The organism is Nibrella saemangeumensis, from assembly GCF_039541915.1.
GTDB lineage: Bacteria > Bacteroidota > Bacteroidia > Cytophagales > Spirosomataceae > Nibrella > Nibrella saemangeumensis.
Window position 1 is genome coordinate 59758 of sequence record NZ_BAABHD010000077.1, and the last position, 25347, is coordinate 85104.

Here is a 25347-nt window from a genome sequence, read left to right on the forward strand (position 1 = left end):
ATTTCATCCAGAACAGGTAATTAACGCAGTTTACAAACCAACCTGCTGTACGATAAATACATAGAGGCTGCTAAAACAAAAATGGCGGCTGACTATTTACTAGGTACCGTTTACTAAACATTAAAACCCGCAGGGCAAGGGTATTGACGATGAATTTTCTCAATGTTTGGATTACTTTTATTTCGTTAACAATAGTCTGCTCGTCCTGTGAGTCGAATAATGACCAGAAGCAGCTGAACCGCTCGGCAACGGCCATGCGGAACTGCGCCAAGGAACTTGAATTGTCAGCGCAGGAGGAGGCCCGCATCCGGGAGGAAATAAAGGCCGATCAGAAGGCTCAGCGCATTAAGGAGATCGCCCGCGCCAAATTCCGGGCCGGCCTGAACGGCAGTATTCTGGTCGCTCAAAAAGGGGTAATTCTCTATAAAGGCTGGAATGGGTTAGGGCATATCGAAAAGCACCTCCGCGATACCATAGTTGAAGATTCGAAATTTCAGCTGGCGTCTTTATCCAAAACCTTCACCGCTGTAGCGACACTAAAGCTGGTCGAAGCCGGCAAGCTGAGCTTTGAAGACACCATTCAGAAATTTTACCCTGATTTTCCGTACCATAACATTACCATCCACGACTTACTGAGTCACCGGAGCGGACTGCCGAACTACGCCTATGCCTTCGATGACAGCATGAAGATTAACTTCTACAAGCGCGACAAACCGTATCCGACCAACGCCACCATTATGCACTGGTTTGCTACGGTGAAGCCAACGCCCAAACGCTATAATATTCCCGGCCGTACCTTCAGCTACAGCAATACTAACTACATGGTGCTGGCGTCCATTATCGAGAAAGTGGCTAACCAGCCGTTTGAAACATTCGTTCAAAAAAATATTTTTGAGCCCCTGGGTATGAATAACTCTTACCTGGCTACATCCAAGAGCGAATCGTTCACCGTCAATAAAACAGCCGGCTACCAGGGCAACAGGCGTATTCCAAAGGATTATTACGATGATGTATTAGGCGATAAAGGGGTTTACTCGACCGTTGGTGATTTGTTCAAATGGTATATGGCCCTCAATGGCGACTGCCTGCTCCGCAAAAAAACACTGGCAGAAGCCTTTATTCCGCGGAGTTTCGAAAAGAAGAGCATTAAAAACTACGGCTATGGTTTCCGCATGCGCCTTGATGCCAACGAGCAGCCGGAGTATATCTATCATACAGGCTGGTGGAAAGGGTATAACGCTATGTTCTGGTTTAGTCCCCGGCATGAATATGTCGTTATTATGCTCAGCAACCGCCTGAATCGTCTGGTTTTTGATGTCCAGGGTATCGCCAACGTACTGGAAAGTACCAATAAGAGCATCGGACCCGAGGAGGACGGCGAAGTAGAGCTTTAAACAAATGGTTAGGAATAGCAGATTTGGCGATAAAGCGGTAAGTTGCCAAAAAATCCAGACCTGTTACGTATGAACCTCTTTCGTCGTCTGGCGACGCTCGTCTTAGCTTCTTTTCTGATGGCCACTGCCACGGCTCAAACTCAACCCGAAATCATTAAGCTCTGGCCGGATAATGCCGTGCCGAACGCACTTGCCGGCGCTAACCTCCCGGAAAAGGCGGAACCGGGTCAGGATGGTATTCTCCGCATCAGTCAGGTTTCGGTTCCTACACTTACTGTTTACCGTCCCGACAAAAACAAGGCTACCGGAGCGGCCATCATGATCTGTCCGGGCGGTGGCTATTACATTCTGGCCTCCGGACATGAAGGGGCCGATATGGCTCGCTGGTTTGCCGATCTGGGCATAACCGCTTTTGTGCTCAAATACCGGCTGCCCGACGAGCGACTGATGACCAATCAGCATGAGGTACCGCTCATGGATGCCATGCAGGGGATGAAGCTGATCCGGCAGAATGCCAGCCGATACGGCATTGCCCCGAACAAAATAGGGGTAATCGGCTTCTCTGCCGGGGGCCACCTGGCGTCTACTTTATCCACTCATTATTACCGGGGCAACCAGGCCAGTGCGGATGCGAAGCCTGATTTTGCGATCCTGATGTACCCCGTAGTGACTTTTGGGGATAAGGCCCACACCGGCTCCCGCGATAAATTGCTGGGCACAAACAAAACCTCAGCTGACCTGATCGCTTATTACTCCAACGAACTACAGGTAACGAATCAGACACCACCTACGTTTCTGGTTCACTCGATGGACGACAAAGCCGTACCTGTCGAAAACAGCGTTAATTATTACCTGGCATTGCTACAGAACGGCGTCCCGGCCGAAATGCACCTGTACCCGACCGGTGGCCACGGCTATGCTCTCCGTACCGAAGGTAAAGGCTCACTGGCCAACTGGCCCGAGAGTTGCAAAGTCTGGCTGAAGAGTCAAAACCTGATCCGATAAAAAAGGCCCCGATGTCGGGGCCTTTTTGTTAGTTATTCAGAATCAGGGGTACGTTGCCCCGGCTGCCCATAATCACGATTTTAGAGTTGGGTGAAGCGGCCAGTTCACGTTGCGCTTTGATTTGCTCGTACTGCAACTGCCGGTCACTGAGGCCGGTAGACAGAATCTTTTGGTAATCGGCAATTCCCTGTGCTTCCACGCGCTTGCGCTCAGCCTCCTGGCGCTCCTTTTGGAGCACGAACTGCATCTTTTGAGCTTCCTGCTCCGCGTTAATTTTAGATTCAATCGTTTGCTTCACGGAGGTAGGCAGTGTGATATTCCGCACCAGCAACTGCTCCAGAAACATTCCCCGTGATTTAAAGTCCTGTTCGATGGCTTTAAAAATACGTCCCTGAAATTCATCACGCTTGGTAGAATATAACGCTACCGCATCGTAATAGACTGCATTGTCACGGATGCGGGTGCGGGTAACAGGCCGGACAATTTTATCGGTATAGTCTGTACCAATCTCGCGGTAGATTCGGGGTGACTCAGAAGGAACCACGCGGTACAGTACGGTCAGGTCGATGACTACTTCCAGACCGTCAGCCGAGAGCACCCGGATGGCGTCATCGCCAGTTTTCTGTCCTTCATCATTCATTCCCGACATGGTGTAGTTCTGTGTCTTCACATCTACCTCAGTTACGGTGGCCAGCGGGTTTACGAAGTTCAGACCGGGCGTCAGAAAACGATCACTTACACTACCGAACAGCGATACCACACCTACATGGCCGGCATCGATCTGGCGAATGCTGGCGGTCAGCAAACCAATAATCAGTAAAAGCAGGCCGATCACCTTGAACGGCCGGGAAAAGCGCGAGATGGCTAGCGCAGGGGTATTAACGGCATAGCCGGCAATTAGCGCGAATACGCCTAAGGTCATGAAAAACATGGTAGTTGTCTGTTTTAGATAAAGAAATTACGGCAAAAATCAGCTACAAAAAAAGGCATCCGGTATTGCCAGATGCCTTTGGGGTACTACTCGATCAATTAACCCTTCAGCTTGTTAGCGTGAAGTCTTCGTACGTTTAGTTACAGGGGCTTTACTTACTTTGTCCCCTTTTTTTTATCAGCCGCAGAAGAAGTAGCCGCTACTTTTGCCACAACTTCGCCTTTCAGATACAATACAATCGAAGGTGTCTCAGCATTGCTGGTTACCGTAACCGACTTGTTGAAACCACCCATGGCTGCCGCATTGTAGGTAGCAGAAATGGAACCAGTCTTACCCGGCATGATCGGCTCGCGGGAGAACGTAGGCTTTGTACAGCCGCAGGATGCTACCGCGTCGGCAATCACAACCGGATCAGTACCCGTGTTGGTAAACTCAAATACGTGCGTAACAGGCTTACCCTGCTCGACTTTGCCGAAGTCATGTGTTTCTTTCTTGAACTTCATGACCCCCTTCTGCGCGTAGCCAACTGCAACAAATACAAAAAGAGCTACGAATAGTGAAAAAAACTTTTTCATTGGTATTTGATAAATTTAGGTTTGGTTAATTAGTTGCTACACACTACAAATATAAACTGCGGTTGTGGCTTAGCCAAACAAATGTCGGCCACTGACCTGTTAACAAAGAAACGTAAAAATTCGTTTTTTTGAAAGCTGCCTCTTTTTATATTATTTTTATACGGCATAATACCGGTCTGTATCGAGCAAACGGTATACGTTTGGCTCAGAAAAGACGGCAACTACTTCATCAGCAAACGTTAGTTAAACACTTTAATTAAAGGCAGTTCTGTGGTAGCAAACGAAAACCTACGCACGGTTGATATATTGAGCCGGGAGAATATCCTGGCGGATTACCGACTGGCCTGGGAGAGCCGTCAGGTGAGTCTGCTGGGTCGGAAAGACGTAATGGGTGGACGGGCCAAATTCGGAATCTTTGGAGATGGTAAAGAGGTAGCTCAACTGGCAGCGGCCCGGTCGTTTCGGCGGGGTGATTTCCGGTCGGGCTACTACCGCGACCAAACGCTAGTGGCTGCCCTGGGGGAGCTTACCTGGCCCGAATTTTTTGCCCAGTTGTATGCCCATCCCGATGTGGCGTATGATCCTAACTCGGCGGGCCGCCAGATGAATGCGCATTTTGCCACCCGCTGGCTGGATGATCAGGGTCGGTGGCGCAACCAGACAGAACTCTATAACTGTGCCAGTGATATTGCGCCCACGGCGGGCCAGGTACCCCGCTCGGTGGGTTTGGCGTATGCCTCTAAATTATACCGCGAAAACCCCGAATTACAGGAGCTGACTCAGTTTTCGCGAAACGGTGATGAAGTGGTGTTTGGCACCATCGGTGATGCTTCTACCTCACAGGGTATGTTCTGGGAAACCATGAATGCTGCCGGTGTCTTGCAGGTTCCACTGCTGATGTCCGTCTGGGACGATGGCTATGGTATTTCCGTACCCGTAGAGTATCAGACCACCAAGGCGAGTATCTCGAAGGCAATGGCCGGTTTCCAGCGCGATGCCGAAGATAAGGGCTTTGCGATCTTTACCGTGAATGGGTGGGATTACCCGGCACTGATCGAGACGTTTGAAAAAGCGGCCCGGATCTGCCGCGACGAACATGTTCCGGTTCTGGTGCATGTTCAGGAACTGACCCAGCCGCAGGGCCACTCGACCTCCGGCTCCCACGAACGCTATAAGTCAAAGGAACGACTCGCCTGGGAGGCCGAACACGACTGCAACCGGAAGTTCCGCCAGTGGCTACTGGAAAGCGGTATAGCCTCTACCGAGGAACTCGATGAAATTGAGATGGCTGCCGTGCAGACGGCGAAGAAAGCCCGGGGAGATGCCTGGAAAGCCTTCCTGGAATCAACGAAAAACGCCCACGACGAAGCGCTTACGCTGATTCAGCAGGCGGCCCGCCATAATCCCAAAGCTCCTGAGCTAATGGCGATCCGGGAGGAACTGCGCCGGGTTATCAATCCCCTGTACAAAGATGCCGTCATCTCGGTCAAAAAAGCCCTGCGGGTGCTGCGGCATGATCATTCAGCTGGTAAACAGGCGCTGATTAACTGGCTGGAGCAGGCCGAACAGGAGAATGAAGAGCGGTTTGGCTCGAATCTGTACAGCGAATCACCGGAGTCGCCGATGAACGTTACGCCTGTGGCGGCCCACTACACCGACGAAAGTCCGGCGCTCGACGGCTACCTGATTATGCAACGGTATTTCGACAGCCTGTTCGGCCGTGATCCGAGAGTCGTAGCTATCGGGGAAGACGTAGGCCGGATCGGAGACGTGAACCAGGGGTTTGCCGGTCTGCAGGAAAAATACGGCAAGCTCCGCATTACCGACACCGGCATCCGCGAAACAACCATCATCGGGCAGGGCATCGGGCTGGCGATGCGGGGGCTCCGACCCATTGTTGAGATCCAGTACCTCGATTATATTTTCTACGCCCTGTCAACGCTGACCGATGATCTGGCGACACTGCAATACCGCACCAAGGGCGGACAGAAAGCCCCTGTCATTGTCCGGACGCGGGGTCACCGCCTGGAAGGAATCTGGCACTCGGGTTCGCCCATGGGAGCCCTGCTGAACAGCCTGCGGGGTATGCACGTGCTGGTACCGCGAACCATGACGCAGGCCGCCGGCTTTTATAATACCCTCATCAAGGGCGATGACCCGGCACTGGTGGTCGAATGCCTGAACGGCTACCGGCTAAAAGAGAGACTGCCGGCCAATCTGACCGAATTCTGTCTGCCCCTGGGCGTACCGGAAACACTCCGGCAGGGAACCGACGTTACGGTGGTAACCTATGGTTCCATGTGCCGCATTGTGCTGGAGGCCGTAGAGCAGCTTCAGGCGTTGGGCATCAGCGTGGAGGTCATTGATGTGCAGTCGCTGCTACCGTTCGATATTCATCACTACATTGTCGAGTCGGTTAAGAAGACCAATCGGGTGTTGTTTGCCGATGAAGACTTGCCGGGTGGGGCAACTGCGTACATGATGCAGCAGGTACTGGAGGGGCAGAATGCCTACCGTTATCTGGATTCGGCTCCGCGGACGCTCACCGCTAAAGCGCACCGGCCGCCGTATGGCTCCGATGGCGATTACTTCTCGAAGCCGAACGTTGAGGATGTGGTGGATGTGGTATACGAGATCATGCATGAGGCAGAACCACAGCGCTTCCCGGCCTTATACTAAACCTGCGTGAATTGAAGCTTTAATGCTTGGTTTTTTGTTAGACGCAGAGGATGCCAGGTCTTCGGCGCGGTTTGCATAGTTTTCTTTGCGAACTTTGCCGGAACGCTGAGCGCTCTCTGCGTTTTTATTTTTAACCATGAGTAGCTACTTCACCGATATAAAGGAAGGCATCAGCACCACGCTACAAGGCTTAAAACTGACCCTGCAGCACCTGCGCGATGCAACCAGCCGCCGGAAACCCATGGGGGTGGCGGAGGATAATTACTTTGAGCAGCAGAGTGGCCTGGTCACGCTCCAGTACCCACACGAAAAGTTGCCTATTCCGGACAACGGCCGCTACCGGCTTCACAATGAGATTGACGACTGCATCGTCTGCGATAAGTGCGCCAAGGTATGCCCGGTCGACTGTATTACCATTGAAGCCATCAAAGCCACGGAAGAGATTGGCAGAGCGTCGGACGGGTCACCTATTCGACTTTATGCTTCCAAGTTCGACATTGACATGGCCAAGTGCTGTTACTGCGGCCTCTGCACGGTCGTTTGCCCGACCGAGTGCCTGACGATGGAAAAGACCTTCGACTACAGTGTATTTGAACTGGGTAATCTCACTTATAACTTTTCGAACCTGAGCCCTGAAGAGGCCGAAGAAAAGAAACGCTTAATTGAGCAGTTCCAGCGTGAAAAAGAAGAATTAAAAGCGCAACAGGCAGCCGCCAAAGTAAAAGCCGAGCCGCCTGCTGAGTCGGCGGCTCCCAAACGTCCGGTGTTCCGGCCTACGCAGAAGCCGGCAGCCAGTACAACTGAAACAGTGCCGGTCACGGAACCTACGCCCGCAGCCGGGCCAACGGAAAATAAGGCTGAAATCCCGGCACCGAAGCGCCCGGCCTTCCGGCCTACGCAAAAGCCGTTAACAAAGCCTGCTGCCACTGACGAAATACCGGCCGGTAATGCCAATGCTGAAACACCAGCGGAGCCAGCTGCTGTCACCGAAGACGTCAACAAGCCTGCACCGACTCGCCCGGCCTTCCGGCCGAGCATGAAGCCTAAAACCGATGCGGCTGAGACAGGGGAGCCGACAACACCACCGGAGTCGGCTGCCCCAACGGCACCAGAGCCGCCGAAGAAGCCCGCCTTCCGGCCGACCATGAAGCCGAAGGCTGAAGAACCACAGCCTGAAGCAACATCAGCCCCTCTCGAAGCTAGGGCGCCGGACCCGGCAGCATCCGTTGCGCCTGAGCCGCCGAAGAAACCGGCTTTCCGGCCAACCATGAAGCCAAAGAGTTCCGGAACTGCTGAAGCTCCGGTTCCACCGACAGAATCGGCTCCGGACCAGTCGCCGGCGGCAGAACCTACCGACGTAGCACCCAAGCCGCGTCCGGCGTTCCGGCCGACCATGAAACCAAAGCCAACTGCCTCCCAGTCGCCGGAGTCTGAACCGGGTGCAGGAGAATAAGACCGGACTGACTATCTTTGCCCGGATGATTGAACTGGCTTTTTACGGATTTGCGCTCCTGACCCTTATCGGGGCGCTGGCCGTCCTACTTACCCGGAATGTACTCTACGGCGCTTTTTTTCTGCTCCTGACGTTACTGGGGGTTGCCGGCCTGTTTGTGCTGGCCAGCGCCGACTTTCTGGCTGTTGCCCAGATTATGATCTATGTAGGTGGAGTGCTGGTGCTGGTTATTTTTGGGGTGATGCTGACCAGCAAGACGGCGTCATCGGCAGGCGGAAACGATAGCCAGCGTCCTAATTACATCCTGACCCGGAACCGGAACTGGCTGGTAGCCCTGCTGGTGGCTGGCGCGCTGTTTGGTGCTTTGTACAGTGTGCTGGTGCGGTCTACCTATGTGTTGCTTAACCGGCCGGCCGTCTGGCAAACCAGCGTGGATACGATTGGCAAACAGCTCATGACGGAGTATGTAGTACCCTTTGAAATTGCTGGTATTTTGTTACTGGCTGCGCTGGTAGGTGCTGCGTATCTGTCTTACCCACGTAAAGCTAACACTTCGGATGGAACCCATTAACCTCGGCTGGTATTTGTTGGTGGCTGCGGCCCTGTTCAGTATTGGACTGGCTGTTGTGCTGCTGAAGCGTCATGCCATTATGGTGTTGATGGGTATAGAGTTGATGTTGAACGCCGTCAATCTGAATCTGGTAGCCTTTAGTCAGTATGACCCCGACCGGTTACAGGGGCAGATGCTGGCTTTGTTTGTGATGATAGTGGCAGCCGCCGAAGCGGCCATTGCCCTGGCCATTATTATTCAGGTGTACCGGCACTTCCAGACGGTGCAGCTGGACGAACTGAACGAGATGAAGCAATAATGTACCCTGGAAATTCTTTTCGGGCCTTGCCGCTATGAACACCTTGGAAGAACGCTTTGAAACATTAATAGATGGAATTGTGGAAGTCGGCTATGGCATTGCCGATGATTTTCTGTCGGCCGATGAAGTCACGGCATTAGCGACTCGCTTGCGGGAACGCCGGGCGCAGGGGCAGTTCCGTACGGCGGGAATTGGCAACCAGCAGGTAACGGTGGAGACCCGGATTCGGGGCGACGAAATTCATTGGCTCGATGAAGCCGATCTGACGCTGGAGGAAGCCGCCTTTGTCCAACGGGTTGAGGAGTTTATGCATTATGTTAACCGTACCTGTTTTCTCGGCCTGCGCGAGTCAGAATTCCATTACGCCTTATATCCGCCCGGAACGTTCTACAAGCGCCACCTCGACCAGTTCCGCACCGACTCCCGGCGTAAGTTGTCGGTTATCTGTTACCTGAACCAGGACTGGCAGGAGAATGACGGCGGGCAACTGGCGATTTACCTGCCGCAGACAGACGGGCAGGAACGTACGGAAATCATCCTGCCCAAAGGAGGCCGGCTGGTCTGTTTTGAGAGTGGCCGGCTGGAACACGAGGTACTCCCGGCAACGCGGGAGCGGCTGAGCCTGACAGGCTGGCTGAAGACCGGTGCCTGAGTTCGGTTTGCTTTGCGGCCGTTTAATCAGGATATTTGCCGCCATTAGTTGCTACCCGGATGCCCGATAATCCCTTGTCGCTTCTTACATTCCTCCTGATTGGAGTACTCCTTCTGCCGTTTTTCGGCTTTCTGGTGGTACTAAATTTACCGGCAACCAGGTGTTCCGGCTGGATAGCGGCTGGTCTGACGCTGATCGGGCTGGTCATATCCCTGGCGTTGGCGCTACTGCTACCCGACGAGCCTGTCTTTCTCCGGCGCGACTGGGTTAGCCTGCCGGATGTTTCGTTATCGATCAGCTTTCAACTGGACCGCCTGGCGGTACTCATGCTGCTGCTCGTGCATTTTGTGGCCCTGCTGGTGCAGGTGTATTCTATATCCTACCTGCACGACGAACCCCGGCTAAACCGGTACTTTGCGTATCTGCAACTATTTACCGGAGCCATGCTGGGCATTGTGCTCGCCGGAAACCTTATCATTCTGTATGCTTTCTGGGAGTTAGTCGGGTTGGCTTCGTACCTGCTCATTGGGTTTTGGTACGAGCGCCCGGCGGCTACGTCGGCGGCCAAAAAGGCGTTTTTGATGAACCGGGTGGGCGATGCCGCCTTCCTGTTCGGAATCATCTCCATGTACCACCTGATCGGCACGACCGAGCTGTCGGCTTTTGGCATGGCGGTGCCGCCGGGTGGTATGCCTACGGTAGTCGGATTGTGTCTGTTTATGGGCTGCGTTGCCAAATCGGCGCAGTTTCCGCTGCTGACCTGGTTACCTGATGCCATGGAAGGGCCTACGCCCGTATCGGCGCTGCTGCACGCAGCTACGATGGTGGCGACCGGTATTTTTCTGCTGGCGCGTATTCACCCGGTGTTTTCGCCGGATGCACTGCTGGTTATTACCATCATTGGTACAATAACGGCGCTGTGGGGAGGCTACGCTGCCTTATTTCAATCGGATATTAAGAAAGTGCTGGCCTTTTCGACTGTCTCCCAACTCGGACTGATGGTAGCGGGAATGGGTACCAGCAATGTATCAGGTGCAATGTTTCACCTGCTGACCCATGCTTTTTTCAAAGCTGGGCTCTTCCTGAGCGCCGGGGCCGTTATTCATGCGGTACATACGCAGGATATGCACCAGATGGGTGGTTTGCGAAAGGCCTTACCGGTTACCTTCTGGAGCTATACCCTCTGCGCGGCTGCACTGGCCGGGCTGCCTTTCTTTTCGGGGTTCCTCTCCAAAGAGGCCATACTGGCCGGGGCTCTCGGCTGGGCGGCCGGACAAGAGACAAACCTGGCATATGGTATTCCCGACGTGCTGCTGCTGTCGTCGGGGCTGACGGCTCTTTATATGGCCCGGCAGTGGCGGCTGGTTTTCTTCGGGAGTTACCGGAATGAGGCTGTTGCTTATCCGCACCTGCACGAGCCCGATAACCTGATGCGGATTCCGGTGCTGCTGCTGGCGGTGCTATCGGTGGCTTTCTGGTTTTCGTTCAACCCGTTCTCGGCACATGATAGCTGGTTTTTTCACTGGCTGCCCGGCAACGAATTGGTTGCTCCCTGGTGGCTGGCTATCGTGTCGATAGCCCTCGTAGTGCTGGGTGGCTGGTTAGGTTTCCGCATGGCCGAACCCCGCCCGGCTAAGTTCTGGGTTCGGGCGTCGGTGGACTATGGATTTTTGGACCAATTTTATGAACGCGGCATCATTAACCCTGTTCGCTTGGTCTCATCGCTGCTGTACCGTGCCGACCGGGAGGTGATTGATGGGGTGGTAGACGGTACCGGCATGGGATCGGTGGTACTGGCGCATATGACCCACTGGATTGACCGGTGGTTTGTCGATGGCTTTGTCAATGGTTCCGTCTGGCTGACGGGTCGCCTGGGTCGATTGGCCCGGTCAGTACAAGGTGGCCGGGTGCAGTCGTATATCGCGACGGCCGTGGCGGGTCTGTTGCTTTTTCTCTGGTGGTTGCTGTAAAGACTTATGAGTATACCAATACTGACTTTTCTGATTTTTATACCGCTGCTGGGGGCGTTGCTAATAGCGTTGCTACCCGCCGGCTGGACTGACCGTTTCCGCTGGATTGCGTTAGGTGTGGCTCTCGTTGAACTTGTATTGAGCCTGCTCGCTTACCTGGCATTCGACGGGCGGCAGCCCGACTACCAACTGCTGGAACAGGCCGACTGGATCACCCTTCCCTTGGGTAACTTCGGTATTGCCTCCATTGACTACCTGGTTGGAGTAGATGGTATTAGTCTGCCGCTGGTGGTGCTGTCGGCGGTGGTGCTGCTGGCCGGCGTGGTTGCGTCCTGGTCGATTCGTCACCGGGAAAAAGCCTATTTCTCGCTGTACCTGCTGCTGACCGGCACGGTGATGGGCTGTTTTATGGCTCTGGATTTTTTTCTGTTCTTCCTGTTTTTTGAGTTCATGCTACTGCCGATGTACTTTCTCATCGGGCTTTGGGGTGGGCCGCGCCGGGAGTATGCGTCCATCAAGTTTTTCCTGTACACGCTGTTGGGGTCGCTGCTGATCCTGCTGGTGATGATTGGCCTGTATATGTCGGTCATGGATCCGGTCGGTACCGCCGTTGCCTCAGGCATGGTGAATGATCCGGCTGCTGTAACGCAGGATATGATCCGGCTGGTGCAGCTTAGACTCGCCAACTTTCAGCTCAGCCCGCCCGGGATTGTGCATACCTTCGATCTGCGCTACATGGCCGACGGTGGTAATTACCTGCCGAGTTCATTTCTTAGCCTATCCGGTGAAACTATCCTGCTAGGCTTACCCACCCGCATGCTGGCGTTCTGGGCGGTATTTATCGGCTTTGCCATCAAGTTACCCATTGTGCCGCTGCATACCTGGCTGCCCGATGCGCACGTAGAAGCGCCCACCCCGGTGTCAGTCGTATTGGCGGGTGTGCTGCTGAAGATCGGCGGCTACGGTTTTCTGCGGATTGCCTGGGGCCTGTTTCCCGACGGTGGCGCGGAATTCGCCCGCACGCTGGCGGTGCTGGGGGTTATTTCCATCGTATACGGAGGCCTGAACGCACTGGCGCAGGTGGATGTAAAAAAGATGATTGCCTATTCATCGGTGTCGCATATGGGCTTTGTGCTGCTGGGCGTTGCGTCGCTGACGTCGGAGGGGATTAACGGGGCCATTTACCAGATGGTCAGCCACGGGGTATTATCAGCTATGCTCTTCCTGATCGCGGGGGTCATATACGACCGCACCCACGACCGGCGCATCGACAGCTACCGGGGTCTGGTCACTCCCATGCCGCAGTACGCTACGCTGACCGCCGTTGCCTTCTTCGGCTCGTTAGGCTTGCCCGGATTTTCAGGGTTTGTGGGCGAACTGTTTACGCTGATGGGGAGTTTGCAGTCCTTCTGGCTGCCCGGCTGGATGACCGCTGTGGCTACCCTGGGTATTGTGCTGGCGGCTGCCTATTTCCTCTGGACGTTACAGCGAATGTTCTTTGGCCCGTACTGGTCGCGGCATGAAGCCACGCATAGCCTGCCTGACCTGACCAGTCGGGAGCGCTGGCTGCTTATTCCACTGGGGATTATCGCATTGCTGATGGGCCTGTTTCCCAATCTGATCTTCAATCTGACAAATGCCAGTGTGGCCCGCTGGCTGGAGAAGTTTGTCGTTGAGTAACCGGTTTGTCGTTTGGGTAGTTGGGTAGAGAGGGTACCTTTTTCCAACAAGACCATGCTCCAACAAAAACATAAGCAGACCCTGTTTTATGCCGGCTTGGCCGGGGCGGCTATTGCCGCCCTGGATGCGCTGGTGCTGGAACGTTATTTTTTCCAGATTAAACGGTTTGCTATCGGTAATATAACTGCCAAAGACAAAGCCTCCCGGATTAAAATCCTGCTGCTGACCGATCTGCACCTGGAGCGCATTGTCGACCCGCGGTACACCCGGCTGGCCGAAACCATTAATCAGATAGAGCCCGACCTGATCCTGATGGCCGGTGATTCGGTGGATGCCGATGGGGAAAATCAGCCGCTGGACGAATTTTTGAACCTCCTGCCTAAAGAAATACCCAAAGTCGCTATTCTTGGTAATCACGAATACGCAGCCAACATCTCGCTGGATGCCCTGCGAAATGTGTACCGGAAGCATAACGGTGATCTGCTCGTCAACGAATCTAGAGCGTATGAGATATGTGGTACCCGTTTTATGATCACCGGGCTGGACGATATACTGGAAGGTGACGCCAACCTTTTTCAGGCGCTGGAAGGTGTGAAGCAGGAACCCCATCACCTGGGCTTGATCCATAGCCCTCTGCAGCAGGAAAAGCTAAAGAAAGATCTGGCCCGCATTAATGCCGGCCGGAGCGAGGCTGATAAAATTACGATCAGCTACCTGTTTGCCGGGCACAATCATGGCGGGCAGGTAACGTTCTTCGGGTTATTTGCGCCGGTCATGCCGCCAAAGGCAGGGACGTATGTCAGTGGTTGGTATAATGAAGAGAAGCCGTTTCTGTATGTTTCCAAAGGCTTTGGTACCTCCACCGTTCCCTTCCGCTTCTGGGCGCGGTCGGAGATTACGCTGCTGCATTATTATCACTGAAATGGTGAATTCTTTAGATAGGTAAGCTCATTTTAATCGGGAGTTCCTAACAATCTTACCGCTCTCAGGTTAGCCTAACAGGCAGGTGTAGACGCTGTAAGAAGCAATCTTACAACCTATTATCATGCTTAACCTATAGAAATTGTGTAAATCTGATTCATATGGCAGAACAACAGAAGAGGGTGTCGGATGTACTGGGTATGTCGGCCGTTGCACCAGATCCTAGTGGGTCAAGTCGCATCAACGTGGGCGACACGGAACGTATTATTTCGGCTGCCGGGGGCGCAGTCATGACAGCTATCGGCGTACAACGGGGAACCTTGGGTGGTGCTGTAGTGGCCCTCTTGGGTGGATACCTGATTTTCCGGGGCGCTTCGGGGTATTGCCCGGTTAGCGAAGCCATTGGGCGGGACAGCACCACGAGCGACCAGAGACACGGTGTTGAACCGCTGGAGATCAGCAGGAGTGTAACGATCAACAAACCACGCGAAGAGGTGTATCGCTTCTGGCGGCAGCTGGAGAATCTGCCCACGTTTATGCAGCACCTGGAGCGGGTGACGCAGATTGATACCAGACGCTCACACTGGGAGGCTAAACCGGTAAATGTTCCGGGGTTAAGTACGCTGGAGTGGGATGCCGAAATTATTGAAGAGGAAGAGAACAGCCGTATTGTCTGGAAGTCGGTACCGGGGGCTACCGTAGACAACGCCGGTGAGGTACGCTTCACCGATGCACCCAACAACCGGGGGACCGAAGTACATGCTACCATCCGCTACCAGCCGCCGGCTGGTGCCTTGGGTGGAGCCGTCGCGAAGTTGTTCAACCCACTCTTTAAGGAGATGGTCAGAGAGGATATTCGTCGCTTCAAACGCTATATGGAAACCGGCGAAGTGCCTGTCAACAGCATTAAATCTCAGCCGGCAGCCTACCAGCAGTCAGGGACTCAGCCACAGTCGACGAGCAGCCGACCACAGGAACCGGCAACGGCTCTGGCCGATCAGGGGCTTCAGGAGCCCTCGCTGAATCAGCCTGGCATGCCCTACGTGGACCCGATGAGCGGAACGGTATAATAATGACTATTTCAAACAAAAAAGCGCAGGCCCTAAAGCCTGCGCTTTTTTGTTTAGAAGCCGCCCCGGTCGTAGAAGGTCCGCCGACGGCTTAGTTTAAGTTCCTGTAAAATGGCCGAACGGGCACGCAGGTCGAAGGAGTAGTTGCTGGCCCGGAATGAGCTGCCGGCAAAGGGGGTCCAGTTGAAGTTCATTTCCCAGCAGTGCAGGTCCCGGCTGATGCCGATGGTCGTGAGTGATGGCGATTTAGCCTGGAAATCATAACCGGAGTTAAACGTAAATTTCCATTTGGGTGTCAGGCTGAAATCGCCAGTGAGCGTCAGCGCCTGAATGACGCTGCTTTCTGTCGGGGTAAATTTGTTGATACCCAGCGTGTAGCTGACGTTCAGGGTCCAGGGTACGTTAAAGTCGACATACAGTTCCGGATTGGCATTAATTGCCCGCATCGTATTATCTGAAGCATTGGGGCTTTGTTTCGGCTTATTGGCACTCTTAGGGGCCAGCCGGGTACTCAGGTATGCCTGCATATTGGTCATGCGCAATAAGCCCTGCCCGGCCTGAATGGCATAGTAGTTGACACGCGTGAAGTTCTGCTGTGAGACAACCGGTGCCTGTACGTATTCGGGAACAACACTGCCCGGAAACAGGAACGTGTAATTGCCGCCGTAGAGCCGATAGGCATATGGATCGAATGTCGACGAAAAGTTGAAGCTGATGTTCTTGAAAATCTGGGTGTTGGCGCTCAACTGCAGGGGCGACAGCGGGTACTCCTGAGCCAGCATATTGTAGCTGCCGGTTAAACTGATGTTATCAAATAGCGGAACTTTCCGGAACTCCTGCCCCGAGGTATCGTCGCGGGTGCGGACCTTCATCTCCAGCTGGTTGACAATACCAAACGAAATAAACGCCGACGCACCCGGCAGGCTGCTGCCGGCCGATCCGCCTAATCCCCGAAAGCGGGAAACACGCTGTTGCGTAGTCCGCAGGCCCGGTATCATCGATAAATCCTGGAAGAACCCAAAGCTTGGATCTGAAAAGTTTGGTACGTAACTGAACGAAACAGAGGGTGCGAAGGTGTGACGAATAGCCTCCAGTCGTTTACCGCGCAGAAAAACAGTTCCGTACATCCGGGTATTCATGCTGGCGCTGACGGCAAAGTTATATACTGTATAAAGCCCTTTGGTCGTATCAACGCGAACGGAATCGCCACCCAGATAGCTATAATTCAGCCGCTTGGTGTAAAGGTCGCCGGAGAAGGAAAAGCCCGGCGTCAGGTTGATGTATCGGAGCAGTTTCAGGTTAGGTAGTCCAATGGGGATACTGTACCGGCCTTCTATTTGCGCGTTCCGTAGAATAGTTGGCAGGTTAGCCATGTTGAAGGCGATCAGATTGGGATCGGCAACGGTTTCGCCCCGGCGGATTCGTTCCGCCCGTGCAATACTGTCCCGAATCAACTGAACCCGGCTAATCGATTGGCGGCCCACAACCCGGAAACCCAGACCTGTGGTGTCCAGCCGGTTCCGGATGGTGTTGCTAACCCCTGCTGAGCCGCTGAAATCAAAGCCAACCCGGAAACTCTCGTACCAGCGGCCGCTACCACCTTTGAGCGCAAACGGCGCAATCTGGTTGACCCCCAGGTTGAAGTTGGTCGATGCATCGGTGCGCCCATTCTCGCGCACGTTGGTAACCCGGTTTACCTGACCAAACTGCTGGTTGACCCTGGCGTTGGCACTCGCCCTGACGTACTGCCCAAACGAGCGGCTGTACTGCACCGACGACCCGGCCACGTTGGAGACATACCGCTGCTGATCGAAGGAGTTGAACTGGTTATAGCTGTTGCTGCTGACGTTTACGTTCGCCGAGAATGTACCCCGCTTGCCGACCGACTGGGGCGCGTGCGACCAGATGACCGCGAAGTCATTACGTGGCGTTTGGGTGGTATCGATCCGGTCGCCCGAGCGGTTGCGGTTAAAGCGCAGATCGATATTCCCGCTAAAGCGGTAGCGTTTGTTATAAGCGGACGTAACCCCTAGTCCCCAACTTCCGCGTGAGTAGATTTGTCCCTTAAACTGTAAGCCCAGGTTCTCGCTGACGGCCCAGTAGTAGCCTCCGTCGCGCAGGTAATAGCCACGGCCATTGGGCTCTTCGCCGTACTGCGGCATCAGGACGCCTGACACGCCAATGTCTTTTTTCTTGGGAAAAGGAAAAAAACCAAACGGCAAACCAATCGGTAATGGAACCTGGTTAATGACAAGATTAAAGGGGCCGGCCACTACCTGTTTATTATGCACGACCTTAATCTTGCTGGCGTTGATGTGAAAGTGCGGAGTTGCCAGGTTACAGGTCGTATAGATAGCCCCCCGGATGTAGAGGTTATCTTCTTCATCTTTCTTTACGTTGGTACCCCGGATGTTGCCTTCTCCCTGACTGGTAACCACGCCCTGAATCAGCCCTTTCTTCGATTTAAAGTTGTAGCGAATCTCCTTCGTGTCATACTGGCCTTCGCCGTCTTTAAACACTGGCTGGCCCACCATCTTTTTCGTTGTCGAGTCGTAGCGCCCCTTAGCGTACACCTCGTTGGTGGTGTAGTTGAGCCGGATATAGTCGGCTTTCAGCGAAATGTCGCCGTAGTTTACCTCGGCATCCCCGAAAAGCTCCAGCGTTTGGGTGTTGTTGTCAAAAAAACTGGAGTCTTTTGATGAGTATTTAACCGTGGTGCGGAAATCACTGGCAGCCTGTAGCGAATCGCGGGTAATGGTATCCCGACTAGCTCCGACCGTTGCCGGGGCATTTACCGGTGCGGTTTGGTTGGTCCGGGGGGCATTCGGCTGGGTAGAAGCCGGATTACTGTTAGACCGGCCGGGGCCAAACTGCGTGTTGGGCGCTATCGGAATCGTACGGGGGGTAGGCCGCTGAGCCAGTACCGGTACCGCTAACAAGCAGAAAAGCAATATATTCGCGCCAACCCGTAGGATAAATGCCCGAATGAATATATTCCGTAAAATAAACTTGATATTTTCCAGTTTTATCAAAAAATTACATTTGTGGATAAGCGGCTGTGGCCGGATATACAAAGTTATTTCTAACTTTTTACCGATTACTGCCTTGAAACGTAATTCCTTGTTAAAAATTATTAAATCCTTGAAGACAACGCGCTTAGGTCGACTTGTTCAACTGGTTGCGCTGCTGCCCCTGCTGGCGCTCACATTTCTACCGCAACCCACCTTCCAGGATGTTGTGCAAGACACCACCGCCACGGGCCACGGGGAGTCGCCGAACCGGCTGCGGACGGTTGTGCTTGATGCCGGTCATGGGGGAAAAGATCCGGGGGCAATGGGCCGTCGCTCCCGTGAAGCGAGAATTAATCTTCAACTGGCACTGCTGGTGGGGCAGAAAATCAAAAGCCAAATGCCCGAGGTGCGCGTCATATACACGCGCACTACTGACCGGTTTATTGAGCTGGCCGAACGGTCGAGCATAGCTAACCGCAGTAAGGCGGATCTATTTATATCCATTCACTGTAACGCCAACCCACGCTCATCCCGCATTTACGGCACCGAGACCTACACCATGGGTCTGCACAAAACGGAAGGGAATCTGGAAGTCGCCAAGCGCGAAAACGCCGTTATTCTGCAGGAAGCCAACTACCAGCAGACGTACAAAGGCTTTAATCCGGACTCTCCGCTGGCGCATATTATGCTGGCCAACTACCAGCACGCGTTTATGGGTAGCAGTATCAATTTTGCCCAAAAAGTGGAGCGTAGTTTCCGAACCAACGCGGACCGGCTCAGCAATGGGGTAAAACAAGCGGGTTTTCTGGTCCTTTGGCGGACCACCATGCCTAGTGTCCTGATTGAATCGGGGTACCTGACCAACCCCGCCGAAGAGCAGTACCTGCTCTCCGAAACGGGTCAGGATCAGATATCTACAGCCATTGTCAAGGCCTTTCGGCAGTACAAACAGGAGATTGAAGCGGCCAATTGAACTGAATGTTGTAGTTTCGCGGGACAAACAGGTCTGAATAATAGTTATAAGCAATAACTGGCACGACTGTGGTAGTCGGTAGGCCGAAGTTTTTCCGCACACGTTTACATGAAATTATCAAGGGAATCCAAAGTTGGCATACTGGCGGTTGTGACGCTGGCGATGCTTTATTTCGGTTTTAACTACCTGAAAGGCTCTGACTTCTTCTCCGGAAACCGGCAATATGTAGTTTTATACGATAGCATTGATGGACTGGCACCGTCTAACTCCGTTCTTATAAATGGCCTCTCGGTGGGGCGGGTCAAAAAAATAGAGATCCTGCAGAACCAGGGTAACAAGCTGTTGGTGACCCTCGACATCCAAAACAAGATCAGGCTGAATGAAGGCACCAAAGCGATTCTGGCGGATGGGGGAATATTAGGGGGGAAGGTCATCCGGCTGGATGTAAGCCAAACCGGCCGCGAACTGGAAAATGGCGACACACTCCGGGGTACTCAGGAGTCGGGAATTGCAGAAATGGTCCGGGAAAAAACATTACCGGTGCTGAACAATATCGATTCGATGACACACAACATGAATCGCATACTTCTGCAATTTGACCAGACGGGTCTGGTCCTGAACCGTACCTTAAAAGCTGCCGAAACGGCTACCGGTACCGTGCAGCTAACCATTGCCGAAAACCGGGCGAATATCCGGGCACTGCTGGCAACGATGAACCGGTTGTCGGCCGATTTGGTCGAAACCGACCGGCAGGTCCGGCCGCTGCTGGCGCGGACGACCACCTTTGTGGATTCGCTGAATGCCCTGCAACTGCGGCAGACGCTGAACAACCTCAACGGAACCATTAACAACATGAAAGGTATGCTGGCCGATATTGAACGCGGCCAGGGAACCCTGGGCCGGCTGGCCAATGACCAGGCGCTTTATGTGAACCTGACCAATAGCACGGCCAGTCTGGACCGGCTGCTGACTGACCTGCGCGAGAATCCGAAGCGGTATGTCCACTTCTCTTTGTTTGGTGGAAAGGACAAAAAGAAGGCGGCACCACCCGTACCACCGGTTTCGTCTACGACAACGGTAACGACTACAACATCCATCCGGGTTGATTCTACCGGCAAAACAGCCGACCAGTAAAGAACGGTTGCCAAAGGCACGCTTATAAGACGAATCCCCGGCTTAGGCTGGGGTTTTGTTTTTTCGGAATTCATGCCCTATTTCGGGGCTACTTCATCGATACATAACGAACTGATTTCATGGTAACGACAAACACACCCATGTCTCCACTTCTGGACGAACTGCACCACCGGAGTCGGCAGACCAAACTGGGAGGAGGTCCGAAAAAGATCGAAGACCAGCACCGCAAAGGCAAACTCACCGCCCGTGAACGCATCGATTACCTGACCGATCCCGATACGACGTTTCTGGAAATCGGTCTGTTTGTCGGCGAGGGGCTGTATGCCGAGCATGGCGGCTGTCCTTCGGGTGGTGTAGTTGCCGGCATCGGCTATGTGTCGGGGCGGCAGTGTATGATTGTGGCCAATGATGCTACGGTAAAAGCCGGTGCCTGGTTCCCGATCACGGCGAAGAAGAATCTCCGGGCGCAGGAGATTGCGATGGAAAACCGCCTGCCGATTATTTACCTGGTTGATAGTGCCGGGGTGTATCTGCCGCTGCAGGATGAGGTCTTTGCTGATAAAGAACATTTCGGCCGGATGTTTCGTAATAACGCCCATATGTCGTCCATGGGTATTTTGCAGGTTGCGGCTATTATGGGGAGTTGCGTTGCCGGTGGCGCGTATCTGCCCATCATGTCCGACGAAGCCCTGATTGTAGAAGGTACCGGCTCCATCTTCCTGGCCGGACCGTATCTGGTAAAAGCGTCTATCGGCGAAGATGTTGACGCTGAAACCTTAGGCGGAGCCAGCACCCACTGCGAAATTTCGGGCGTGACCGACAACAAATACCCCGATGACAAAAGCTGTCTCGATGCTATTAAACGTATTATGGATAAGACCGGTCACCGCGAAACCGCCGGTTTTGACCGGGTAGCCCCGGCCGCTCCCACCAAAAACCCGGAGGATATCTACCATATTTTACCCATCGATCGTGTAAAACCGTATGATATGCGGGAGCTTATCGAACGGATGGTGGATAAGTCCGAGTTTGACGAGTATAAAGAACTGTATGGTAAGTCGCTGCTGTGCGGCTACGCCCGGATCGATGGCTGGGCTGTGGGGATCGTAGCCAACCAGCGGAAGGTAGTCAAAGCCAAAGGCCGCACCGGCACCCCTACCGAGATGCAGATGGGCGGGGTGATCTACGGCGATGCTGCCGACAAAGCTGCCCGCTTCATCATGAACTGCAACCAGAAGCGCATTCCCCTGGTGTTTCTGCAGGATGTTACGGGTTTTATGGTTGGCAGCCGGGCCGAGCAGGGGGGTATCATAAAAGACGGAGCCAAGATGGTCAATGCTATGGCCAATTCGGTAGTGCCCAAGTTTACAGTAGTCGTGGGTAACTCCTATGGAGCCGGTAATTATGCCATGTGCGGCAAAGCCTATGATCCCCGGCTGATCGTTTCCTGGCCTACCGCGCAGATGGCGGTGATGAGCGGCAACTCGGCAGCCCGGACGCTGCTCCAGATTCAGGTGGCTACTATGAAAGCGAAAGGTCAGCCACTGACGCCGGAACAGGAGCAGGCCCAGTTGCAGAAGATCACCGACCAGTATAACGCCCAATTGTCGCCGTACTACGCTGCCGCCCGGTTGTGGGTCGACGCCATAATTGATCCGCTGGAGACCCGAACGGTCCTCTCGATGGGTATTGAAGCCGCCAACCACGCACCCATCACCCGACCATTCAACGTAGGCGTTATTCAAACCTAAATGGGGCATCTGCCCCGGTGTGTTTGCATAAGCAGCTTTAAAACCAGAAGCGGTGCCAGCCTTTGCTGACACCGCTTCTGGTTTTATACGTCAATTTAGCCAGATTACATGTGAATAGCCCGGTTTTCAGTGGCGGCCATACACGCTTCTTTCATAGCCTCCGTGTACGTCGGGTGGGCGTGGGACATTCGTGCAACATCTTCGGCAGAAGCCCGGTACTCCATCGCTACTACGGCCTCGGCAATCATGTCGGCGGCACGGGCACCGATGATGTGGACACCGAGTATCTCGTCGGTATCCTTATGCGCCAGCACTTTTACCAGGCCATCCAGGTCCATACTGGCCCGCGCACGGCCCAAGGCTTTGAACGGAAACGAGCCGACTTTATACGGAATGCCCTCTTTCTTTACTTCTTCTTCCGTGTACCCGACGCTGGCTACCTCCGGCCAGGTATAAACGACTCCCGGAATGAGCCGGTAGTTAATGTGCGGCTTCTGCCCGGCAATTGTTTCGGCCACAAAGACGCCTTCTTCTTCGGCTTTGTGGGCCAGCATAGCCCCCCGAATTACATCGCCGATGGCGTAGATATTGGAGACCTGGGTTCGCAGGTGGTTGTCTACCTCAATCTGGCCTTTGGGGTTTGTGCTTAGTCCGGCTGCTTCCAGGTTCAGACCGTCGGTGTAAGGCCGGCGCCCGACGGATACCAGGCAGTAGTCACCGGTGAGGGTAATCTGATCGCCTTTAGGCGTGTCGGCAATCACCTCTACTTGGTCTCCTTTGTTAACGACACTGGTCACCTTGTGGCTGAAGTAAAAGTCCACACCAAGTTTCTTCACGGCCTTCTGCAATTCTTTGCCCATAGTTTTGTCCATGGTTGGAATCATGGAGTCGGCATATTCTACGAAGGAAACTTTAGCGCCGATGCGGGCGTATACCGAGCCTAATTCCGCACCGATAACACCGGCACCAATGATGATCAAATGCTTGGGGACTTCGGTGAGCGTCAGGGCTTCGGTTGAGCTGATGATGCGTTTCTTATCGATTTGCATCGACGGAAACGACATCGGCTTGGAGCCGGTGGCAATGATAAAATTCTTCGTCGTGAGCTGCTCTTCGCTGCCGTCGTCTTTCTTCACCTTCAGCGTATTGGCGTCCACGAACGAGCCGAGCCCCTGATGAACATCGATCTTGTTCTTTTTCATCAGGAACTGCACGCCCTGTACGTTAGCGTCGACTACCCCCTGCTTCCGCTTAATCATCTGCGGGAGGTCCACTTTCAGCTCTGCCAGTTGAATACCGTGTTCGGCAAACGTATGAGCCGCGTTATGAAAGTGTTCTGATGAGTCGAGCAGTGCCTTCGACGGAATACAGCCCACATTAAGGCAGGTCCCGCCCAGCGTCTTATATTTCTCAACAATGGCCGTTTTTAAGCCTAACTGAGCACAACGGATTGCCGCTACATAGCCGCCCGGACCCGAGCCGATCACAATTACATCGTATTGCATAGAGGTTGTATAATTTTTGCATTTTAAGTAAAACGGTTTTGTAAACCGTTTCCTCGCGCTGCCTTATAGCGGTTGAGCTGGGCAACGTCAGGAAACCAGTTTACAAAACCGTTTTACTTATACATCAAGCAGAATTCGGGTCGGATCTTCCAGCAGTTGCTTCACACGAACCAGGAAGCTGACCGATTCTTTCCCGTCGATAATCCGGTGATCGTACGAAAGTGCTACGTACATAATCGGCCGGACCACAATTTCTCCGTTCACCACCACCGGCCGCTCTACGATATTGTGCATACCAAGAATAGCCGACTGCGGAGCGTTGATAATCGGCGTCGAAAGCATAGAGCCGAAGATACCGCCGTTGGTGATCGTGAACGTACCGCCCTGCATCTGGTCGATGGTCAGTTTGTTGTCACGGGCCAGACCAGCCAGACGGATAATTTCTTTTTCGATCTGCGGGAAGCTCATCTGCTCGGCATTCCGGATCACCGGTACCACCAGACCACGCTCGGTTGAAACGGCTATGGAAATATCGCAGTAGTCGTTATAGACGATATTGTCACCATCAATCATCGCGTTTACGGCCGGGAACTCCTTCAGCGCGATACAAATGGCTCGGGTGAAGAACGACATAAAGCCCAGGCCAACGGCATGTTTGTCCTTGAACTTGTCTTTGTACTTGGCCCGCAGGTCCATGATCGGCTTCATGTCTACCTCGTTGAAGGTAGTCAGCATCGCCGTTTCGTTCTTCACCGCTACCAGACGACGCGCAATGGTCTTCCGCAGCGACGTCATCTTCTCCCGACGCTGGCTGCGTTCGCCAGACGGAGCGGGTGCCGAAGCTGCCGGTGATGGCGCAGCAGGTTTGGCCGCTGGCTGGGGAGCCGGGGCCGATTGGGCAGGTGCAGGAGCTGGTTTAGCGGCAGCCTGCGCATTTACAGCATCTTCTTTGGTGATGCGGCCACCCACGCCGGAGCCTTGTACCTGCTGTGGATCAACGCCCTTTTCAGACAGTATTTTGGCGGCTGCCGGTGACGGATGACTGGCTGCGTAGCCGGTCTGACCATTGGCGGGGGCTTCGGCCGGTTGGGCGGCCTGAGCCGGCTGAGCTGGTGCCGATGGTTGCACAGCTGCGGCTCCGGTTTCGATGCGGGCGATGACCGCACCGATGGGCAGCGTTTCACCGGCCTGCGCTACAATGCGCAACGTACCAGCCGCTTCGGCGGGCAGCTCAAACGTTGCTTTATCAGATTCCAGTTCGCACAACACTTCATCAAGCTGAACCTGATCGCCGTCTTTCTTGCTCCAGGATGCGATGGTTACTTCCGTAATGGACTCGCCTACAGACGGTACCTTCATTTCGATAGTCGAAGCAGCCGGGGCCGATGCGGGAGCGGTAGCTGGTTCGGCAACGGCCTGCATGGTCGGTTTAGCGGCCTGGGGCTCGGCTTCGGCGGCTTTCGGTGCTTCGGCTTTGACCGGCTGTGCAGCCGGGGCCGGCGCAGCACCAGTGGCGGCTCCATTGGATTCAATCGAGCAGATAGCCGCCCCAATGGGCAGCACGTCGCCTTCCTGCGCCAGAATGTGCAGGACGCCGTCGGCTTCGGCGGTTAACTCGAACGTTGCTTTATCGGAATCGAGGCCGCAGAGTACCTCATCCATTTTCACTGTATCGCCCTCTTTCTTGTACCAGGTTCCGACCGTTACTTCGGTGATTGACTCCCCTACAGCGGGGACTTTCATTTCGACAGCCATTCTTTTTTAGTTTACAGCA

At 54.0% G+C, this 25347-nt stretch carries 19 protein-coding genes; 14 read left to right on the forward strand and 5 right to left on the reverse strand.

The window, feature by feature from the left end; translation table 11 throughout:
* The first annotated feature begins 149 nt into the window (after nt 1-149).
* Nucleotides 150-1394, forward strand: a complete 1245-nt coding sequence (locus ABD949_RS22195; protein ID WP_345247164.1) for a serine hydrolase domain-containing protein — start codon at nt 150-152, stop codon at nt 1392-1394.
* 69 nt (nt 1395-1463) lie between these two features.
* Nucleotides 1464-2399, forward strand: coding sequence for an alpha/beta hydrolase (locus ABD949_RS22200; protein ID WP_425576792.1), 936 nt, complete (start codon nt 1464-1466; stop codon nt 2397-2399).
* Between the two features lie 28 nt (nt 2400-2427).
* On the opposite strand, the gene ABD949_RS22205 is transcribed toward ABD949_RS22200, so the two are convergent.
* Nucleotides 2428-3330, reverse strand: a complete 903-nt coding sequence (locus tag ABD949_RS22205; RefSeq protein ID WP_345247166.1) for a prohibitin family protein — start codon at nt 3328-3330, stop codon at nt 2428-2430.
* Nucleotides 3331-3485: 155 nt separating this feature from the next.
* A complete protein-coding gene (locus ABD949_RS22210; RefSeq protein ID WP_345247168.1) occupies nt 3486-3905 on the reverse strand; it encodes a DUF1573 domain-containing protein in 420 nt (139 codons plus the stop codon).
* Nucleotides 3906-4175: 270 nt separating this feature from the next.
* Between ABD949_RS22210 and ABD949_RS22215 the strand changes: the two genes are divergently transcribed.
* The 9 genes from ABD949_RS22215 to ABD949_RS22255 all read left to right on the forward strand — a co-directional run bounded on the left by ABD949_RS22215 (nt 4176) and on the right by ABD949_RS22255 (nt 15199).
* A complete protein-coding gene (locus ABD949_RS22215; RefSeq protein ID WP_345247170.1) occupies nt 4176-6584 on the forward strand; it encodes an alpha-ketoacid dehydrogenase subunit alpha/beta in 2409 nt (802 codons plus the stop codon).
* Between the two features lie 136 nt (nt 6585-6720).
* Nucleotides 6721-8037: a 4Fe-4S dicluster domain-containing protein gene (locus ABD949_RS22220; RefSeq protein WP_345247171.1), complete on the forward strand. Its 1317-nt coding sequence runs from the start codon at nt 6721-6723 to the stop codon at nt 8035-8037.
* A gap of 25 nt (nt 8038-8062) precedes the next feature.
* Nucleotides 8063-8608, forward strand: a complete 546-nt coding sequence (locus tag ABD949_RS22225) for an NADH-quinone oxidoreductase subunit J family protein (RefSeq protein WP_345247211.1) — start codon at nt 8063-8065, stop codon at nt 8606-8608.
* Nucleotides 8595-8906, forward strand: coding sequence for an NADH-quinone oxidoreductase subunit NuoK (gene nuoK / locus ABD949_RS22230; RefSeq protein WP_345247172.1), 312 nt, complete (start codon nt 8595-8597; stop codon nt 8904-8906). The genes ABD949_RS22225 and nuoK overlap by 14 nt, the downstream gene beginning before the upstream one ends.
* A gap of 34 nt (nt 8907-8940) precedes the next feature.
* Entirely contained in the window at nt 8941-9558 is a 618-nt protein-coding gene (locus ABD949_RS22235) for a 2OG-Fe(II) oxygenase (protein ID WP_345247173.1), read from the forward strand.
* Between the two features lie 59 nt (nt 9559-9617).
* On the forward strand, nt 9618-11528 hold the full coding sequence (locus ABD949_RS22240) for an NADH-quinone oxidoreductase subunit 5 family protein (RefSeq protein WP_345247212.1): 1911 nt from the start codon (nt 9618-9620) through the stop codon (nt 11526-11528).
* A gap of 6 nt (nt 11529-11534) precedes the next feature.
* Nucleotides 11535-13208, forward strand: coding sequence for a complex I subunit 4 family protein (locus ABD949_RS22245; protein ID WP_345247174.1), 1674 nt, complete (start codon nt 11535-11537; stop codon nt 13206-13208).
* Nucleotides 13209-13262: 54 nt separating this feature from the next.
* Entirely contained in the window at nt 13263-14129 is an 867-nt protein-coding gene (locus tag ABD949_RS22250; RefSeq protein WP_345247175.1) for a metallophosphoesterase, read from the forward strand.
* Nucleotides 14130-14290: 161 nt separating this feature from the next.
* Nucleotides 14291-15199, forward strand: coding sequence for an SRPBCC family protein (locus tag ABD949_RS22255; RefSeq protein WP_345247176.1), 909 nt, complete (start codon nt 14291-14293; stop codon nt 15197-15199).
* A 53-nt stretch (nt 15200-15252) separates the two neighbouring features.
* On the opposite strand, the gene ABD949_RS22260 is transcribed toward ABD949_RS22255, so the two are convergent.
* Nucleotides 15253-18138, reverse strand: coding sequence for a putative LPS assembly protein LptD (locus ABD949_RS22260; protein ID WP_345247177.1), 2886 nt, complete (start codon nt 18136-18138; stop codon nt 15253-15255).
* A gap of 70 nt (nt 18139-18208) precedes the next feature.
* On the opposite strand from ABD949_RS22260, the gene ABD949_RS22265 reads away from it, so the two are divergent.
* The 3 genes from ABD949_RS22265 to ABD949_RS22275 all read left to right on the forward strand — a co-directional run bounded on the left by ABD949_RS22265 (nt 18209) and on the right by ABD949_RS22275 (nt 22068).
* Nucleotides 18209-19183: an N-acetylmuramoyl-L-alanine amidase family protein gene (locus tag ABD949_RS22265; protein WP_425576793.1), complete on the forward strand. Its 975-nt coding sequence runs from the start codon at nt 18209-18211 to the stop codon at nt 19181-19183.
* A 108-nt stretch (nt 19184-19291) separates the two neighbouring features.
* Complete coding sequence (locus ABD949_RS22270; protein WP_345247179.1) at nt 19292-20317, forward strand: MlaD family protein; 1026 nt, start codon at nt 19292-19294, stop codon at nt 20315-20317.
* A 140-nt stretch (nt 20318-20457) separates the two neighbouring features.
* A complete protein-coding gene (locus ABD949_RS22275) occupies nt 20458-22068 on the forward strand; it encodes an acyl-CoA carboxylase subunit beta (RefSeq protein ID WP_345247214.1) in 1611 nt (536 codons plus the stop codon).
* A gap of 104 nt (nt 22069-22172) precedes the next feature.
* Here ABD949_RS22275 and lpdA read toward each other — a convergent pair whose 3' ends face one another.
* On the reverse strand, nt 22173-23573 hold the full coding sequence (gene lpdA, locus ABD949_RS22280; protein WP_345247180.1) for a dihydrolipoyl dehydrogenase: 1401 nt from the start codon (nt 23571-23573) through the stop codon (nt 22173-22175).
* 117 nt (nt 23574-23690) lie between these two features.
* A complete protein-coding gene (odhB, locus tag ABD949_RS22285) occupies nt 23691-25328 on the reverse strand; it encodes a 2-oxoglutarate dehydrogenase complex dihydrolipoyllysine-residue succinyltransferase (RefSeq protein WP_345247181.1) in 1638 nt (545 codons plus the stop codon).
* Nucleotides 25329-25347: the final 19 nt, after the last annotated feature.